The sequence below is a fragment of the Micromonospora sp. B006 genome, from assembly GCF_003408515.1.
GTDB classification, from domain to species: domain Bacteria; phylum Actinomycetota; class Actinomycetes; order Mycobacteriales; family Micromonosporaceae; genus Micromonospora; species Micromonospora echinospora_A.
The window spans coordinates 2,673,085-2,690,061 of record NZ_CP030865.1; the positions used below are offsets into that span (position 1 = coordinate 2,673,085).

The 16,977-nt window shown below is 75.4% G+C and carries 15 protein-coding genes; 7 read left to right on the forward strand and 8 right to left on the reverse strand.

Annotation, left to right across the window (positions count from 1 at the left end):
• Nucleotides 1-7: 7 nt before the first annotated feature.
• The 4 genes from MicB006_RS12760 to MicB006_RS12775 form a co-directional block, all read right to left on the reverse strand.
• Nucleotides 8-2,104 (reverse strand): amino acid transporter, encoded by a 2,097-nt coding sequence (locus tag MicB006_RS12760; RefSeq protein WP_116506230.1) that lies wholly within the window; start codon nt 2,102-2,104, stop codon nt 8-10.
• Nucleotides 2,105-2,170: 66 nt separating this feature from the next.
• Entirely contained in the window at nt 2,171-2,581 is a 411-nt protein-coding gene (locus tag MicB006_RS12765) for a hypothetical protein (protein ID WP_116506231.1), read from the reverse strand.
• Nucleotides 2,582-2,677: 96 nt separating this feature from the next.
• On the reverse strand, nt 2,678-3,448 hold the full coding sequence (locus MicB006_RS12770; RefSeq protein WP_073828424.1) for a DUF5995 family protein: 771 nt from the start codon (nt 3,446-3,448) through the stop codon (nt 2,678-2,680).
• A 110-nt stretch (nt 3,449-3,558) separates the two neighbouring features.
• A complete protein-coding gene (locus MicB006_RS12775; RefSeq protein ID WP_116506233.1) occupies nt 3,559-6,495 on the reverse strand; it encodes a helix-turn-helix transcriptional regulator in 2,937 nt (978 codons plus the stop codon).
• Between the two features lie 189 nt (nt 6,496-6,684).
• Between MicB006_RS12775 and MicB006_RS12780 the strand changes: the two genes are divergently transcribed.
• Entirely contained in the window at nt 6,685-8,868 is a 2,184-nt protein-coding gene (locus MicB006_RS12780; RefSeq protein WP_116506235.1) for an adenylate/guanylate cyclase domain-containing protein, read from the forward strand.
• A 98-nt stretch (nt 8,869-8,966) separates the two neighbouring features.
• Here the strand turns inward: MicB006_RS12780 and paaI are convergent, their stop codons facing one another.
• Both paaI and paaK read right to left on the reverse strand, forming a co-directional pair.
• Nucleotides 8,967-9,374: a hydroxyphenylacetyl-CoA thioesterase PaaI gene (gene paaI / locus MicB006_RS12785; RefSeq protein WP_116506237.1), complete on the reverse strand. Its 408-nt coding sequence runs from the start codon at nt 9,372-9,374 to the stop codon at nt 8,967-8,969.
• 1 nt (nt 9,375) lies between these two features.
• On the reverse strand, nt 9,376-10,683 hold the full coding sequence (gene paaK, locus MicB006_RS12790) for a phenylacetate--CoA ligase PaaK (RefSeq protein WP_116506239.1): 1,308 nt from the start codon (nt 10,681-10,683) through the stop codon (nt 9,376-9,378).
• Between the two features lie 263 nt (nt 10,684-10,946).
• On the opposite strand from paaK, the gene MicB006_RS12795 reads away from it, so the two are divergent.
• Together MicB006_RS12795 and MicB006_RS12800 are read left to right on the forward strand one after the other, a co-directional pair.
• Complete coding sequence (locus MicB006_RS12795; RefSeq protein WP_225980719.1) at nt 10,947-11,429, forward strand: CrcB family protein; 483 nt, start codon at nt 10,947-10,949, stop codon at nt 11,427-11,429.
• Complete coding sequence (locus MicB006_RS12800; protein ID WP_116506243.1) at nt 11,426-11,788, forward strand: CrcB family protein; 363 nt, start codon at nt 11,426-11,428, stop codon at nt 11,786-11,788. The genes MicB006_RS12795 and MicB006_RS12800 overlap by 4 nt, the downstream gene beginning before the upstream one ends.
• Before the next feature lie 25 nt (nt 11,789-11,813).
• On the opposite strand, the gene MicB006_RS12805 is transcribed toward MicB006_RS12800, so the two are convergent.
• Both MicB006_RS12805 and MicB006_RS12810 read right to left on the reverse strand, forming a co-directional pair.
• A complete protein-coding gene (locus tag MicB006_RS12805; protein WP_116506245.1) occupies nt 11,814-12,146 on the reverse strand; it encodes a hypothetical protein in 333 nt (110 codons plus the stop codon).
• A 110-nt stretch (nt 12,147-12,256) separates the two neighbouring features.
• Nucleotides 12,257-13,516: an MFS transporter gene (locus tag MicB006_RS12810; protein ID WP_116506247.1), complete on the reverse strand. Its 1,260-nt coding sequence runs from the start codon at nt 13,514-13,516 to the stop codon at nt 12,257-12,259.
• A 118-nt stretch (nt 13,517-13,634) separates the two neighbouring features.
• Here MicB006_RS12810 and MicB006_RS12815 point away from each other — a divergent pair, with 118 nt between their 5' ends.
• The 4 genes from MicB006_RS12815 (at nt 13,635) to MicB006_RS12835 (ending at nt 16,966) form a co-directional block, all read left to right on the forward strand.
• Nucleotides 13,635-14,624, forward strand: coding sequence for a LacI family DNA-binding transcriptional regulator (locus tag MicB006_RS12815; RefSeq protein WP_073828415.1), 990 nt, complete (start codon nt 13,635-13,637; stop codon nt 14,622-14,624).
• Nucleotides 14,625-14,783: 159 nt separating this feature from the next.
• Entirely contained in the window at nt 14,784-15,257 is a 474-nt protein-coding gene (locus MicB006_RS12820; RefSeq protein ID WP_116506249.1) for a nitroreductase/quinone reductase family protein, read from the forward strand.
• Between the two features lie 326 nt (nt 15,258-15,583).
• Nucleotides 15,584-16,483, forward strand: a complete 900-nt coding sequence (locus MicB006_RS12830; RefSeq protein WP_225980720.1) for a DUF3153 domain-containing protein — start codon at nt 15,584-15,586, stop codon at nt 16,481-16,483.
• 138 nt (nt 16,484-16,621) lie between these two features.
• Complete coding sequence (locus MicB006_RS12835; protein ID WP_116506252.1) at nt 16,622-16,966, forward strand: hypothetical protein; 345 nt, start codon at nt 16,622-16,624, stop codon at nt 16,964-16,966.
• The last annotated feature ends 11 nt before the right edge of the window (nt 16,967-16,977 follow it).

Here is a 16,977-nt window from a genome sequence, read left to right on the forward strand (position 1 = left end):
GGGCGGGTCAGCCGCCGACGTGGATGCCGGGACGGCGGGTGGGATCCGGCTCGGACTTGCGGATGATCTCCCGCACCACAGGCGGGGTGTCACCCCGGCCGAGGATGAGGTAGCGCAGCAGGTGGGCGATCGGGTTCCCCTCCGACCACTCGAAGTGGCAGTGCGGGCGTACCCCGGTGGCGTCGCGCAGCGCCAGCAGGATCGCGGCGATCGCGTTCGGCGCGGCCGGGCTGCTGGCGCGCAGGATCCGGTAGCCGCCGGCCTCCACCCCGTGCACCCGCAGCACCTGGCTGAACTGCGACGGGTCGCTCACGTCGATCTCCAGGAAGAGCACGTCGGCGGCGCCGGGCACCGGGTTCATCGACCGTTGCGCCCGCTCCTTCACCCGGTACTCCTTGACCGACCCGCGCTGCCGCTTGTTGGCGATCAGGTGCAGCCGCCCGTCCCGGGCCACCGACTCGTCGACGAACCGGCGGGCCGTCTCGTCGAACTCGATCCGCTCGGCGCGCAGCTCGGTGGTCCGGGTGACCCGGGAGATCAGTGACACCGCGACGATCCCGGCGATGAAGAACCCGGAGATCGTGATCCCGTCGGGCTTGGCCACCACGTTCTCCGCCAGCGCGTACAGCAGCACGGCGGTGAGCAGCGCGAACCCGGCGCCGGCCGCGCGGCTGCCGGCCCGCAGCGCCGCGATGGTCACCGCTATCGCGCCGGAGACCATCATCGCCAGGATGCCCGTGGCGTACGCGCCGGCCTGGGCGTTGACGTCGGCGGAGAACGCGATGGTGATAGCCACGCTGATCGCGGTGTAGACCAGCACCACCGGGCGGACCGCGCGGCCCCACTCCGGCGCCATGCCGTACGACGGCAGGTAGCGCGGCACGATGTTGATCAGCCCGGCCATCGCCGAGGCGCCGGCGAACCAGAGGATGAGGATGCTGCTGATGTCGTAGACGGTGCCGAACGCCTGGCCGAGATGCTCGTGGGCGAGGAACGCGAGCGCCCGGCCGTTGGCCGGCCCACCGGGCTCGAACGCCTCGGGCGGGATCAGCACGGTGGTGACGAACGTGGTGGCGATCAGGTACACCGACATGATCAGCGCGGCGGCGGTGAGCAGCCTACGGGTGTTGCGGATGCGGGCGGCCAGCCGCTGCTCCGGATCGTCGCCGCCGCCGCGCACCAGCGGCATCATGCTCACCCCGGTCTCGAAGCCGGACAGTCCGAGCACCAGCAGCGGGAACGCGAGCACGCTGGTGGCCAGCACGTCCCCGGGCCCGCCGGCGTCGGCCAGCCGGCCGGTCCAGTCGGCCAGCGGCGCCGGGTCGGCGACCAGCTCGGCCACCCCGGCGACCACCACCACCGCGTTCAGCGCCAGGAACACCGCCACCAGCGGGATGGCGACCTGCACCGCCTCGCTGAACCCGAGCAGGAACACGCCGCCGAGCACGAGCAGCAGCGCCACGGTGACCAGCACCGCCGCGGTCTGCCCGTGCGGGAACGAGGCGGGCAGGACCGGGTTCTCCAGCAGGTGCACGCTGGCGTCGGCGGCGGAGAGCGTGATCGTGATGATCCACGAGGTGGCGACGAAGCCCAGCAGCACCAGCACGAAGACCTTGCCGCGCCAGAACGGCAGCAGCCGCTCCAGCATCGCCACCGAGCCCTGCCCGTGCGGGCTCTCCCGGGCCACCCGCCGGTACATCGGCAGCATCCCGAGCAGGGTCAGCGCCACGATCAGCAGGGTGGCCAGCGGACTGAGCGCGCCGGCCGCCACGACCGCGATGCCCGGCAGGTAGGACAGCGTGGAGAAGTAGTCGACGCCGGTCAGGCACATCACCTGCCACCACGGGTGCGACCGGGTCTGGTGCTCCCGGACCTCCGGGCCGACCGGTTCGACGCGGTGGGCGAACAACCACCGGTGCAGCCGCCCGGGCGGTGGGGCCGGACGGGCCGGGGCGGCCACCCGTTCCGGCAGCTCCGGCACGGGACGAGCGGGCCGCTCGGCGTGGTCGCCGTGCCGGCCGGCCCGGGCGGCCGCGGCGGCGTGCGCCTCCCGGCGCCGCGCCCGCGTACGCCTGGGCTGTTCCGCGTCCCCCGCCTGCCCCATTTGCTCCCCTTCGTCCCCCTGGCAAAGACGGTAGGGGTTGTCCCGGCCGTGGCCCGGTCGAACCGGTCAAAGATCCGCTGCGTCGGCGGTCACCGCGTCGCGCAGCGCCGCCGGGTCGGCCACGGTGACGGTGACCGCCGGGTGCCGTGGCCACGGACCGGGCGCCAGCGCCGGCACCGGCTCGGCGAACCGCAGGCAGACACCGGCGGCCACGCCGGCGCCGAAGGTCACCCCGCCGTCGGCCAGCGACAGGTGCGGGCCGATCGCCCGCCACCAGCGGTACGGCCCGCTCAGCTCGGCGCCGGTGACGTTGTCCCTGGTGGTGCGCAGCAGCCACGGGCCGAACCGGACGAGCAGACCGTCCGGGCCCCACTCGACCCAGGCCGTGGCGGGCCGTACCCGGAGCAGCGCCAGCGGCAGCCGGAACGCCGGGTCGAAGCGGAACGGGAAGCGGAGGGTCGGTTCGTCTCGCGGCACCGCGGCGAGGTACCCGGTCCGGCGGCGCCGACACCCGCCGGCGGCGTCCCCGCGTCCCGCGCCCGGACGGCGGGACGCGGGGACCCCCCGTCCCGGCTACTGCAGGAACGCCCCGAGGGGCGACAGCAGCAGCCGGCCGAGCAGCGCGGCGTTGTCGTCCAGCCGCGTCCGCTCACACTCGCGGGCCTCCGGGTCGTGGCGGCAGCGCCAGATCTTCTGCGCGTTGCGCCAGGCCACGTTCCGGGTGTACTCCACCAGTTCGCCCTGGTACCAGTCGTCGATGTCGCCGTTCACCATGTCGATCATGAGCTGCCACCTGTCCAGGTAGCCCCGGCGCAGCTGCGGGATCCGCTCGGCGAAGATCTTGTTGATCTCCAGGTAGTCGCAGTGCTGGTCACTGCCGTCGATCGGCTCGGAGTCCAGGCTGTCGAACGTCGTCACCAGCGCGAACGGCAGGTCGTAGTTGATGTGCGCGTTGACGCCCGCGGCGGCCGAGGGCAGCGGGCGGGCGTCCGGGCCGCGCATCCGCTTGAACAGGCACTCCCACGCCCGGGGCGTGCTCGGGCTGGAGTCGGTCCAGAACCGCAGCGCCTCGAAGTAGCGGGCCGCGAACTCCACGTCCAGGCGGGCCAGGAAGGGCGGGTCGTGGAACCGGTCCTCGTACAGGCCGTCGAGCACGGTGCTGGTGATGACCAGGTAGAGCTTGTTGAAGTCGGCGAGGGGGCAGCTCTCCTCCAGCGGCGGGAGCCGGACCAGCAGATCCTGAAGCTTGGTGAGATGGTCGACGACCGCGGGCACGTCGGCCGGGTGATCGGCGAGCAACCCGACGATGTCCTGGTGCACAGGACCCCAGACCGGTTCGGTCATCTTTCCTCCACGATGGTCGGCGCCCCCACGACGCGCCACTGCTCCGGCGCACAGCGTGCCAGCCGGCGACCGCCGCCGGATCCGTAGAACGACGTATTGCCGACGTACGTCTATGCCGGACGGTTACGCAGGAAGATGGCGCTGGCCTGCACCCGCGTACGGACCTGCAGCTTGTCGAAGATGTGCGAGACGTGGACGCCGATGGTCCGCTCACTGATGAACAGCCGCTGGCCGATCTCCCGGTTCGTCAGCCCTTCGGCGACCGCCGCGAGCACCTCCCGCTCCCGCGAGGTGAGCGCGGCCAGCTCGTCCACGCTGGGCCCGGCGGGGGCCGCCCGGGGCCGGGGCACCGGCGCCGGATCGGGCGCGGCGTCCACAGTCACCCGGGCCCGGGAGGCGATCGTACGGATCTCCGCGGTCAGCGGCGCCGCGCCGAGCGACTGGGCCATCTCGTACGCCTGCCGCAGCAGCTTGCCCGCGGTCGCCACCCGGCTGCGCCGGGCCAGCAGCGCCTCGGCCTGCCGCAACCGGGAGTACGCCGCCGGATAGGGGTGGTTGCGCCGGTCCCACTCGAGCGCCGAGCGCTCCCACAGCGCGGGGTCGCCACGGCCGTCGTCGAGCCGGCTCAGCTCGGCGTCGCAGAGCGCCAGGAATCCGTCGGCGACGTACCGCACCGGCGCGCCCGCCTGGGCGCTCTTGCGGGTCGCCCGGTCGACCGCCTCGCGCAGCCGGCGTACCGCGTTCGGGTCCGGCTCGATGGTGCGGCCGGCCGCGGCCTCGGCCTCCGCGCGCAGCCCGTGCCAGGCCAGCGTGGCCAGCACGATCACGTCGTCCGACCGGCTCTCGGTCAGGCCCCGCTGCACCGCCTGCCGGGCCAGGTCGTGCCGGCCCTGCCACATCGACAGGCCGGCGCGCAGGATGAGCATCGGCAGCACGTGCCGGGCGCCACCGCCGGCCAGCATGGTGGCCACCGCCTCCAGGTCCCGGTCGGACGCCTCGACGTCGCCGTACCCGACGGAGAGCCGGCACCGGGCCAGCAGCAGCTCGACCGCGTCGGCGCCGGAAGGGCGGTGCCGCAGCGCGGCGGCGACGACCTTCTCCGCCTCGGCCCACTGCCCCACCCGGAACAGCCCGTTCGTCGCCACCGCCAGCAGCCGGGTCTCCCAGGTACGGCCCAGTCCCAGCTCGGCGACCCGTTCGGCGCCGCGGCGGGCCACCACCACACCCTCCTCGAGAATGTTCAGCGGCCCGGTCATCAGCTCGGCCAGGTGCAGGTACGCGCACGCCACGTCCTCCGGGTGGCCGGAGCGCTCGGCGGTGTCCAGCGCCCGGCGCATGACCGCCAGACCGGACGTCGGGTCCTCCAGGAACGCCTCACTGAACCCGAGCGCGGCGCTGGCCATCACCACCTCGGAGGTGGAGTCCGGCACGTCGGCGGCGAGCGCCAGCGCCTCCCGGGCCAGCTCACCGGCCTCGGCGTAGCGGCCCAGGTGCAGCAGCAGCTCGGACAGCCGGGCCGCGGCGGCGCAGCGCTCGTACGGCGTGCAGTCGGGCGAGGCCAGCACCTGCCGGTACTCCTCCTCGGCCGGCGCGGAACGGCCCGCCGCGGCCAGGTAGCGGGCGCGCCGGATGTGCAGCGCGCAGACCGGCGGCCCGGACGGGTCGGTGGCCAGCTCCTCCAGCAGGGTCAGGGCGCGGGCGTGCTCCCCACTGTGGTGCGCGGCCTCGGCGGCGTTGCTGAGCAGCTCGGCGCGGTCCACCTGGACCGGCTCGGGCCGGCCGCCGTCGGGCAGCACGGCAGCCGGCTCGGTGGCGAGCGTCAGCGCGGCGGACCAGTGGCGGTGCGCCTCGGCGTACCCGTGCAGCCGCTCCGCCTCGCGGGCAGCGGCCATCGCGGCGGGCAGCGCCCGGGCCGGCTCGCCCGCGTGCCGCCAGTGGTGGGCCAGCCGGGCCTGGTGCAGCTCGCCCGGGGCGGCGGTGAGCGCCTCGGCGAAGCGGCGGTGCAGCGCGGCCCGCTCGGCGGGCAGCAGCTCGCCCGCCAGGACCTCGGCGACCAGCCGGTGGCGCAGCCGGTAGCCGTCGTCGGCGCCGACCAGCAGGCGGTGCGCCACCGCCTCGCGGACCGCGTCGAGCAGCTCCTCCTCGGGCAGCCGGACCACCTGGGCCAGCAGCCAGTGCGCGACCGGCTCGACGCCCACCGCGACCGCGTGCACCACGGCGTGCGCGGGCTGCGGCAACGCGTCGACCCGGTCGAGGAACACCTCACGCACGGTGTCGGAGATGCCGTCGCGGCCGTCGCGCCGGTCGCGGGCCAGCTCCTCGGCCACGAACGGGTTGCCGCCACTGCGCTGCCAGAGCTGGTCGGCAGCCTCCGGCGGTAGCGGCGCGCCGACCACGGCGGCGGCCAGCTCGTCGGTGGCGGCCCGGTCCAGCGGCAGCAGATCGACCACCCGCACCGAGCGCAGCCGGCGCAGTTCGGTGAGGACCCGGCGCAGCGGGTGCGCGCCGCGCAGCGACTCGGCCCGGATCGCGGCCAGCACCGACAGTTGGAGGTCGCCCAGGCCGGCGAGCAGGTAGAGCAGGAGCTGGCGGGTGCTGCGGTCGACCCACTGCAGATCATCGAGGACGAGCACCAGCGGCCGCCCGCCGGCCACCAGGTGCAGGCCCTGGGCGACGCGCTCCAGCAGCGCCCCGGCGCCGTCCGGGCCGGGCGTCTCCTCGTCGAAGACCCGCAACAACCCGCGGATCGCCGACGCGGTACGCGCCTGGTCCTGCTCGGCGTCGAGCCGGCGCACCGCCTGGCGTACCGGGTGCAGCGGCGAGGCGTCGCCGATGTCCAGGCAGGCGCCGGTCAGCACCAGGGCCCCGGCCTGCCGCAACTGCTCACCGACCTCGGTCAGCAGACGGGTCTTGCCCACTCCGCTCTCACCGGTGAGGAACACCGCCCCGGTCCGCCCGGGCCGCAGGTCGTCGAAGAGCGCCGACCGCAGCGTCGCCATGGTGCCGGTGCGGCCGACGAGCGGTGCGGTGTCCACTTCGCTGGCCATGGGACGCAGCCTAGTCACAGGGTCCCGCACCGTTCTACGGCCTCGGGGCCGGACTCGTACTCCTCGCGTCGACTACACGACTAATGGTTGCGCGTGGCCGACATACGTCGTCCTACCGATCCCCCGAGAACCCGGTGGTGAAAGTCTTCGGAGGTCGTCAGGCACCGGACCAGGGAAAGGGTGGGTGCGATGTTGATCACCACGCCCGTGGGGAGCCGGGAAGCAGTCGTCGCGGTGTGCCGGCCGCTGCCGGAGGAACGCCGCACGGTGACCGTCCTCTTCGTCGACATCGTCGGCTCGACCCGGCTGGTCGAGCGGCTCGACCCGGAGGACCTGCGGGCGTTGCAGCGCGCCTACTTCGGCACCGTCGCCTCGGTGCTGCGCCGCTGGCGGGGCGTGGTGGAGAAGTACGTCGGCGACGCGGTGATGGCGTTGTTCGGCGCGTCCGCTTCGGACGGCTTCGACGCGTACCGGGCGGTGCGGGCCGGGCTGGACATCCAGGCCGCGCTGGACCGGCGGCGGCCCGGCGGGATCCGGCTGCGCGTACGGGTCGGCGTGGCGACCGGCGAGGTGCTGCTCGACCTGGCCGGCGCCCACGACGGGGGCCACGGCGCGGCGAGCGGCGCGGTCATCACCACCGCGGCCCGGCTCCAGGAGCACGCGCCGCCCGGTGGTGTGGTGGTCTGCCCGGTCACCCGCGACGCGGTGGCCGGCCTGGTCGAGCAGCGTCCACTCGCCACCATGACGCTCGCCGGCAAGTCGCTGCCGCTGGACGTGTGGCGGGTGACCGGTCCGGCCGGGCGCCGGCCGGCGCGGCACCGCGCCCCGCTGGTCGGGCGGCGGCGTGAGCTGGCCACCGCGGCCGAGGAGGTGACCGCGGCGCTCCGGCAGCGGCGCCCTCGGTGGATCTCGCTGGTCGGGCCGCCGGGCAGCGGCCGCAGCCGGCTGCTGCACGAGGTGATCCGTGCGGTGTCGCGGGTGGACGGTGTCCCGGTGCGCCGGCGCGTGGCGTACTGCCCGCCGTACCCGGCCGGCGAGCTGGCGCCCCTGGCCGACCTGCTCCGTACCCGGGTCGAGGCCCGCCACCCGCTGCCGGGCGCGGCCGTCGCCGACGGTCCGGGCGGCGGGGCGCTGGCCGCGTTCCTGGCCGCGCCGCACGACGACACGGCGGCGGCGCGGGCCGTGGTGGCCTGCCGGGAGGCGCTGCTCGACCTGGCCACCGAGGCGCCCGTGGTGGTGGCCGTGGACGACCTGGACCGGGCCGCGCCGGCGCTGCGCCGGTTCCTGCGCCAGCTCCACGTCGCGGCGAGCGACCGCGGGCTGCCGCTCGCGGTGGTCACCACGTACGGCTCCGGGTCGGCCGACCCGCTGCCCGCCCCGGGAACCCGGCGGATCCCGCTGCGCCCGCTGGGCCCGCTGGAGACCGGACGGCTGCTGCGGCACCTGCTCGGCCACGCCGGCCGGCCCGCCGCGCTCGCCGCACGGCTGCTCCCGCTGGCCGGCGGCAGCCCGGCCGTCGCGACCGCGTACGCCCTGACCGACCCGGCGGACGAGCCGGCCGGCGTGCCCGCCGCGGTGCGCCGGCTGGTGGACGCCCGGATGGACCGGCTCGACGGCACGCACCGGGCGGTGCTGATGGCCGGCGCCGCCCGCGGTGGCCTGGTGGCCGCCGCGACGGTGGAGGCGATGCTCGGCTGGCCCGCCGGCCGGGCGGCACCGGTGCTGCGCGCCCTGGCGGTGGCCGGACTGCTGCGCCCGGCCGCGACGGGTGGGTGGACGGTCGAGCCGCTGGTGGCGCGGGTGGCCGCGCACCGGCTCTCCCGGGCCGTACGAGCGGACTTCGCCCGCCGCCTTCGCGCCGCGTCGCAGGGCGGCGACATCGGCGCTCCGGACGCGGTGGCCGACGGAGATCGTGTCGCCGCGCGGGCCGGTCTCCGGGCCGTCGGCGTGACCGGGACGCCGGGCGCGGGGGCCGATGGCGGACACGCCGCCGCCCGGGCGGCAGGAGCGGGCGCGGGTCGGCAGCCGGCCCGCGTCCCGGAGGACACCGCTGCCGGCTTCGCGCCGGCGGCGGGAACCGGTGTCCCCACGCGGGACACCGACGAGCGGGACATCTGCCCGCTCGGGGCGGGACGGTCGCGCCGGTCGGGTGGAGGGGCCCGACCGGCGCCCGTCCCGCCGGACCGGGGCGACGCGCTCCGGGTGGTGCCCCGGTTGCCGGCCCGGGCCGGCCCGGCGGCGGCCGGCGATCTCACGGCGTGGCCCGGGTGGCGGACCGTCCCGTTACCCGGAGCCGCGGCGCGGCCCGAGGGGGTGGGCCGCGCGCGGCGACGAGCCGGGCCCGGCGGGTACGCGCCGGGGCTCGCCGCATGAGCGTGACGTCCGGGTCGGAGCGGGCACGGGGCCACTCCGGCCCGGACGGTCACCGGCCGGGCAGCACGAGGGCGACGGTCGCGGGAGGCGCCGGGGCGTCAGTCGCGGGCGATCGTGCGGCTACGCCCCCGGAACTCCGCCACCACCTCGTCGCCGCGTCGCACCGTGACGTCGTAGATGCCGCTGCGGCCGTGCCGGACCCGCTCGGTGGCGTACGCCTCCAGCACGTCGCCCTCGCGCACCGGGCGCAGGAAGTTGATCTCGCCGCCGGCCGCCACGGTGGCCGGGCCGTGGCTGTTGCAGGCGAGCGCGAACGCCGTGTCGGCGAGCAGGAACACGAAGCCGCCGTGCCCGATCGCGTGCCCGTTGAGCATCGCCGGGGTGACCCGCATCCGCGCCACGGCCGCGCCGTCGCCGGCCGAGACGAGCTCGATGCCGAGCCCCTTGGAGGCCACGTCGGCGTCGAACATGTCGTGCGCCGCGGTACGGCCGCCGCCGTCGGCCATGTCAGGACTCCCGCCGCTGGTCGACGATGCGGCGCATCTTGCCCATCGACCGTTCCACGCCGTCCGGTTCGATCACCCGCACCGCGACGGAGACGCCGATGGTGTTCTTGACCTGCTCGGCCAGGGCCACGCCGGCCCGCTCGGCCTCGTCGGTAGCCGCGTCCGCGCGCCGCTCCACGTGGACGGCGAGCGTGTCCATCCGCCCCCGCCGGTCGAGCACGCACTGGAAGTGCGGCGACAGCGCCGGGGTACGCAGGATCAGCTCCTCGATCTGGGTCGGGAAGACGTTCACCCCCCGGACGATCATCATGTCGTCGGTACGCCCGGTGATCTTCTCGATCCGCCGCATCGGGCGGGCCGTGCCGGGCAGCAGCCGGGTCAGGTCGCGGGTGCGGTAGCGGACGACCGGCATGGCCTCCTTGGTCAGCGAGGTCAGCACCAGCTCGCCCCGCTCCCCGTCGGGCAGGACCTCCCCGGTCACCGGGTCGATGATCTCGGGGTAGAAGTGGTCCTCCCACAGGTGCAGGCCGTCCTTGGTCTCCACGCACTCGACAGCCACACCAGGTCCCATCACCTCGGAGAGCCCGTAGATGTCCAGCGCGTGCATGTCCAGGCGCTGCTCCAGCTCACGGCGCATGTCCTCGGTCCACGGCTCGGCCCCGACGATCCCCACCCGCAGCGAGGTGGCGCGCGGGTCGACGCCCTGGCGTTCCATCTCGTCCACGATGGCGAGCATGTAGCTCGGGGTCACCATGATGACCTCCGGCGCGAGGTCGCGGATCAGCATCACCTGGCGTTCGGTCATGCCGCCGGAGACCGGGACGACAGTGCAGCCCAGCTCCTCGGCGCCGTAGTGCGCGCCGAGGCCGCCGGTGAACAGGCCGTAGCCGTACGCGACGTGCACCCGGTCGCCGCGGCGACCACCGGCGGCCCGGATCGAGCGGGCCATGAGCTTCGCCCAGGTGTCCAGGTCGGCGCGGGTGTAGCCGACCACCGTGGGGCGCCCGGTGGTGCCGGAGGAGGCGTGCAGGCGGGCGATCCGTTCGCGGGGCACCGCGAACATGCCGAACGGGTAGTTCTCCCGCAGCTCGGCCTTGGTGGTGAACGGGAAGCGGGCCAGGTCGGTCAGCTCGCGCAGGTCGCCGGGGTGCGCGCCGGCGTCGTCGAACGCGCGGCGGTAGTGCGGCACGTTGTCGTACGCGTGGCGCAGCGAGTGGCGCAGCCGGTCCAGTTGCAGGGCGCGCAGCTCGTCGACGCCGATCCGCTCGACGGGATCCAGCTCGTCCGGACGAGGGGTGCGGTCCTGCACGGCTACCTCCTGGCGCGACGGGCCCCGGACGCCCACCGTACGCCCGCCCCCACCCTCCCGCCCTCCCCCGCCCCCCTCCCCCGCGATCTTGCACTTGCCGCCCCCCGGGTGTCCCCTTCGCCCGCGATGCCGGGGCCGAAACCGCAAGATCGCCGGAAGCCAAGGGCCGGGGTTATGCTCTCGGTGGCGGTGGGGCCCGCCGTTCCGGCAGGTGCCGGGAGAACCGCGACGTCGCCAACGGTCCCTGCCAGTGACGAGTCCTGGTGGGAGGTGCCGTGTCCGATCCCCGCGTCGATCCGGACGTCGACCTGCGCGTACCGGCCGACCGGGCGGAGCTGCCCGCGCATCCGGCGGCGGTGCTCGGCGTGATCGCCGCCGGCGGTGTGTGCGGCGCGCTGGCCCGGGCCGGCGCGCAGGCCGCCGTGCCGCACCAGCCGGGCGGCTTCCCGTGGGCCACGTTCGCCGTCAACGTGACCGGCTGCCTGCTCATCGGCGCGCTGATGGCGGTGCTCGCCGCCCGTGCGGCCCACCCGCTGACCCGGCCGTTCCTCGGCGTCGGCGTGCTCGGCGGGTTCACCACGTTCTCCGCGTACGCGGTCGACGCGCAGCGGCTGCTGACCGACGGCGCGGCCGGCACGGCGGGCGTGTACCTGGCCGCCACGGTGCTCGCGGCGCTGGTGGCGGTCGCGGCCGGGGACATGGTGACCGCGCGGCTGCTGGCCGTCCGGGACGGGAGGCGACGGTGACCGTCCTGCTGATCGCGATCGGCGCCGCCGTCGGCGCCCCGCTGCGTTACCTGACCGACCGGGCGGTGCAGGCCCGGCACGGCTCACCGTTCCCGTGGGGCACCCTGGCCGTGAACGTGGCCGGGTCGCTGCTGCTCGGCGCGCTCCTCGCGGCGCCGGTCGGCCCGGAGGTGACCGCGCTTGTCGGTACCGGCTTCTGCGGCGCGCTGACCACGTGGTCGACGCTGAGCTACGAGACGCTGCGCCTGGCTCGCACGGCGAAGCGCCGGCTCGCGTACGCGAATGTGGCGCTCAGTGTGGCCGCGGGCCTCGGCGCGGCGTTCCTCGGCTACGCCCTCGTGACCGCGGTGGCCGGCTGAGCGCGCCGGTCAGCGGGGCGGACCGTCAGCGGGCCCGGCGTTCCGGGTGCGCCCGGTTCCACGCCCGCATCCGCTCCGGGTAGCCGGTGCGGGCGGCCTCGTACAGCGGCAGCGCGTGCTTCTGCGCGATCTTCGCGGCGACCCGGGGCGAGCCGGTACGGCGGCGGATCCACTCGCCGTCGTGCGCGATGGCGACCACGGTCGTGTCGGTGGCGGTGGTCTCCGGTTCCAGGTAGAACTCGACTCCGCTCCGGCTGGTGACGAACGCCTCCAGCTGCGCGAGGTCCTCCCGGTTCGCCTCGCGGTCGAGCTTCGTCGGGGTCGTCGGGTCGGCGGCCCGGCGGCTGAACCAGCCCATGCCCGCCTCCTCTCCTCGGCGTTCGCTCCAGTGCAGCACGCCCGCCTGGCAGGCGGCTGGGAGCCCGGTGGGAGTCGACTGGGCCGGCTCGGCCGACCGTCACCCCCGGCTCAGCCGACCTTGATCCCTGGGGCGCCGGCCGGCGCGTCCGGCGCGGCGGGGCGCTCCCGCAGCACCGGCACCAGCGCGAGCGTGGGCAGCAGGAGCAGTGGCACCACGCCGAGCGCGGACAGCACGCCGAAGTGGTCGCCGAGGAAGCCGAGCAGCGGCGGGCCGGCGAGGAACGCGGTGTAGCCGATCACCGCGACCACGCTCACCCGGGCCGGGGCCTTGTCCTCGTCGTCGGCGACGGCGCTCATCCCGACCGGGAAGCCGAGCGAGGCGCCGAGCCCCCACAGCGCGACGCCGACCACGGCGAGCGGGCCGTTCCCGGCCAGCACGGCGAGCGCGGCGCCGGCGGACGCCATCGCGATGGTGGTGAACAGCACCGGCACCCGGCCCCACCTGTCGATGGCGACGGTACCGACGGTGCGGCCGATCGTCATGCCCACCACGAACACGCCGAACACCGCGGCACCGACCGCCTCGTCGACCCCGTACCCGTCGACGAACGCCACCGCGAGCCAGTCGTTGGCGCTGCCCTCGGTGAACGCCATGACCAGCACGAGCAGGCCGATCAGCAGGGTGCGGGGCTCGCGCCAGGCGGCCAGCAGCGCCTGCCGCCGGGCCGCCGGCTCCCCGGCCCCGGCCGCCTCGGCCGTGGCCGCGAGGAAAGCCCGGGCGCCGAGCAGCGTGCCGGCCAGGATCAGCACGGACAGGACCGGCAGGTGCACGCCGACGGGTACGCCGAAGTGCGCGGCGCCGGCGCCGAGCCCGGCCCCGGCCACCGAGCCGAGGCTCCAGGCGGCGTGGAACCGGGGCAGGATGGTGTAGCCGAGGCGCTTCTCCACGGCCGCACCCTCGACGTTCATCGCCACGTCGCACAGGCCGGAGCCGAAGCCGAACGCGGCGAGGCCGAGTCCCACCCCGACGACCGAGCCGGCCAGGCTGGCGGACAGACCCGCCACGGTCAGGCCGAGCGAGACCAGCACCACCGACACGGCGACAGTGCGCGCGGGCCCGAGCCGCTGGGTGACCAGGCCGGCGGTCGGCATGGCCAGCAGCGAGCCCGCCGACGCGCAGAGCAGCAGCAGGCCGAGCCGGCCCGGGTTGAGGTCGAGCGCCTCCTGGGCCGCCGGGACCCGGGAGAACCAGCTCGCCACCGCGAGCCCGTTGAGGGCGAAGACGACGGCGACGCCGTTGCGGGCGGTCAGCACCGTCCGGGGCGCCGGTGGCCGCTTCCCGGCCGGCGCGTCGATGGTCCTGCTCACGGTGCGGTGGTCCCTTCCCCCGTCTGGTTCCCGACGACAATCGCACACCTGAGAGCGCTTCCACCACAAGCGCCGTTATGGCTTAGCCCATCCGCGCCCGAGCAGGCATGATGCGGTCATGGATACGCCGACCGCACGGCCCGCCACCCTCGAAGACGTGGCCCGCGACGCCGGGGTGTCCCGGGCCACCGCCTCCCGGGTGCTCGGCGCCTACGGGTTCGCCTCGACGGACGCCCGCGCCCGGGTGCACGCCGCCGCCGAGCGCCTCGGCTACGTACCGGACGTCACCGCCCGGGCGCTCGTGCGCGGGGCCGGAGTACGCCTGGTGGTGGCCGTGGTGGGCCGCGACGACACGGTGCTGGACGACCCGTACGTGCACCGGGTGGTGGGCGCGGCGTCGCGGGTGGGCGCGCCGCACGGCCTCGGGGTGGCGCTGGAGTGGCTGCCGCTGGCCGACCCGTCGGGGCTGTCCCGGCTCGGCGCGGACCGGGGTGTGTGCGGCGTGATCCTGGTCAACACGACCCAGGCCGCGCTGGACGCGGTGCCGCCGAGGCTGCGCGGCCGGGTCGTCTCGATCGGTCAGGGCTCGGCGACGGTGCCGTCGTTCGACGTCGACAACGCCGGCGGCGCGGGCGAGGTGCTGCGTCACCTGTACGCCACCGGCCGGCGCCGCATCGTCATGGTCACCGGGCCGCGCTGGCTGAGCTGCGCGGAACGCTCGGTGACCATGTACCGGGAGCTGATGCGGGAATCCGGGTCGCCGGAGCGGCTGGTCAACGGCGACTTCACCGTGGCGCGGGGCGGCCGGGCCGCGCTGGAGGCGCTGCGCCGGTGGCCGGACGCCGACGCGGTCTACGCGGCCAGCGACGCCACCGCGTTCGGCGTGATCGCCGCGCTGCGCGGGCGCGGCGTGCGGGTGCCGCACGACGTGGCGGTGGCCGGGTTCGACGACCTGCCGTACGCCGCCGTGAGCAGCCCGCCGCTGACCACGGCGACCCATCCGGTGGACCGGATCGCCGCCGCGGCGGCCACGGCCGTGCTGACGCGCGCGCCGGTCGCCCCGAGCACCGCGTTCCCGTCGACGCTTGTCGCCCGGGAGAGCGCCTGAGCGCCGGTCGGTGCCCAGCGGCGGCCCGGACGGCCTGGACCAGGGTCCGCAGCGCGTCGCCCAGCTCGGCCGGGACGGGAGTGGACGGATAGGGGCCGGTCGGCCCTGGCCGCCGCCGCGCGCCTGCCGGTCAATGGGTACGGGCGAAGGAGGGGTCCGATGGGCGGTGTCATGACGTGGATGTACCGGGGCAGCCGGCCGAACCGGCCGGCCCGGATGTTGAACGCGCTGTCGGCGTGGCAGTACGGCGCCGGCCTCGCTCCCCGGCACTGGATGACCATGGAGGTGCCCGGCCGCCGCACCGGGCGGATCGTCTCGGTGCCGATAGTGGTCGCCGATCACGACGGCGAGCGGTACGTCGTGTCGATGCTGGGCGAGCGGGCCAACTGGGTGGCGAACGTGCGCGCCGCGGAGGGCCGGGTGGTGCTGCGCCGTCGCCGCCGTGAGCCGGTCCGGCTGGTCGAGGTGCCGGAGGCGCAGCGGCCACCGATCCTGCGCCGGCACCTCGCGCTCGCCCCCGGCGCGCGCCCGCACGCGCCGGTGGACCGGCACGCCCCGCTCGCCGACTTCGCCCGGGTCGCCGCCGGCATCCCGGTCTTCCGGATCGTCGCGGCGGAGCCCTCGACGCGGTGACGGCGGCTCACGCCCCGGTGAACGCGCGCAGCAGGGTGCGTACGGCCGCTCTGAGGTCGTCCCGGCCGGCCGGGGTGCCGGGCGGTGGGGCGCTGAGCGCGCCCGCGCCGACGCTTACGCCGACTGGCAGCCGCCGGACTGACCGCCGGCCACCGGCCGGGCCGACCCGGGACCGTCGGCGAATCGGAGTCGTGACAATCCTTCAGAATATCGATCGCTCGCGTTTTCGAGGTCGTCCGAATGGGATAGGTGGCCGGTAAGATCGGCGACAGAACTGCGACCGATCCCGGACTGCCCGGCGGCCGGCGTCAGCTCACACTGAGCGCATGAATACGAGACTCCGCCGCAGCCGGGCTTTCCGCCTCGCGGTGTGTCTCGCCCTCGTGGCGATATTGAGCGGCTGCATGCAGCTCAACCTCGGGCTGACCGTGAACGACGACGACACCGTCTCCGGTCAGCTCCTGCTCACCGCGCCGAAGTCCGTGCTCAAGCAGCGCAACCCGGACCCGGCGGTCGCCTTCGCGCAACTGCGGCCGAACATTCCCTCGCTTCCGCCCGGGGCGGAGAGCCGGTACGAGGACGCGACCTCGTACGGCATTCAGATCACGTACCGGAAAACGCCACTGGCGCAATTCACGAGCGAAAGCGTGAATCTTGTCCGAGACGATGATCTGTATCGCTTCTCGCTCCCGCTGGACCCGAAGAAATACGGCGGGATGATCGGGCAGCAGGATCCGCGCCAGCAGCAGGCCTTCATGACCCTGATGGCGTTCGAGATCTCGGTGACGTTCCCCGGCCGGGTGCTCGACACCAACGGCACGGTCACCGGGCGCTCGGTCAGCTGGAAGGTGGTCGCCAACCAGCCCAAGCCGGCCGAGCTGCGCGCCGTCGCCCAGGCGCCCCCGCCGCCGGCCACCAGCCCGGCCGCGGTGGTGACCGGGAACGGCTCCTTCCCCTGGCTTCCGGTCGTCGGCGCCGTGGTCGTCCTGCTGCTGGTCGCCGCCGTGGCGCTCGTGCTGCTGATGCGGCGACGGCGCTCCCGCGGCGGCCCGGACGCGGCGGCCACCGCCGGCCCGGGCGGCACCACCGGCTCCAGCGCCCCCCTCGGCCCGGGTGCCACCACCGGTCCGGGCACGCCCGCCGGCCCCGCTCCGGCCACCAGCGGCGCCCCGGCCGCGCCCGACGCGCCGGCCGCACCGACTCGACCCGCCGGTCCGCCGGCCTGAGCCCCACCGACCACCGACGGCGTCCGCGCCGGCGGCCCACCAGGACACCGGGCGGACCCTGGGTCACGTGACCCGGAACGCCGCCGCACCATCCCACCCCGACCGCACCACCGCACCATCGGAAAGAAGGGGATCGCCGTGAACGATCTCTTCACCTGGGCCGCCCTGGGCAGCCTCACCGGCGCCAGCGCCGCCACCCTGCTCGCCACGAACGTCATCGGCGGGCTGATCGGCCCGAGCGGCGACAAGGCCCGCAAGTGGATCGCGCTGGGCTTCGCGCTCCTGCTGTCCTACCTGACCGCCGCGTTCGCCACCGACGCCGGCCCGGAGAAGTGGATCATCGCGTTCTTCAACGGACTGGTGATCTTCTCCGCCGCGCTCGGCGTCAACCAGCTCCCCCCTGGCAACCGGCAGGCGACGCAGGCGTCGCCGACCCAGCTCGCCCAGGGCCGCGAGCCCCGCTACGTCCGCTCCTGGGTCTGAGAGAGGTGACC

Coding starts and splice junctions, on each gene's coding strand:
- MicB006_RS12760 (WP_116506230.1), bottom strand. CDS start 2,104: ATGGGGCAGGCGGGGGACGCGGAACAGCCCAGGCGTACGCGGGCGCGG.
- MicB006_RS12770 (WP_073828424.1), bottom strand. CDS start 3,448: ATGACCGAACCGGTCTGGGGTCCTGTGCACCAGGACATCGTCGGGTTG.
- MicB006_RS12775 (WP_116506233.1), bottom strand. CDS start 6,495: ATGGCCAGCGAAGTGGACACCGCACCGCTCGTCGGCCGCACCGGCACC.
- MicB006_RS12780 (WP_116506235.1), top strand. CDS start 6,685: ATGTTGATCACCACGCCCGTGGGGAGCCGGGAAGCAGTCGTCGCGGTG.
- paaI (WP_116506237.1), bottom strand. CDS start 9,374: ATGGCCGACGGCGGCGGCCGTACCGCGGCGCACGACATGTTCGACGCC.
- MicB006_RS12805 (WP_116506245.1), bottom strand. CDS start 12,146: ATGGGCTGGTTCAGCCGCCGGGCCGCCGACCCGACGACCCCGACGAAG.
- MicB006_RS12815 (WP_073828415.1), top strand. CDS start 13,635: ATGGATACGCCGACCGCACGGCCCGCCACCCTCGAAGACGTGGCCCGC.
- MicB006_RS12820 (WP_116506249.1), top strand. CDS start 14,784: ATGGGCGGTGTCATGACGTGGATGTACCGGGGCAGCCGGCCGAACCGG.
- MicB006_RS12830 (WP_225980720.1), top strand. CDS start 15,584: ATGAATACGAGACTCCGCCGCAGCCGGGCTTTCCGCCTCGCGGTGTGT.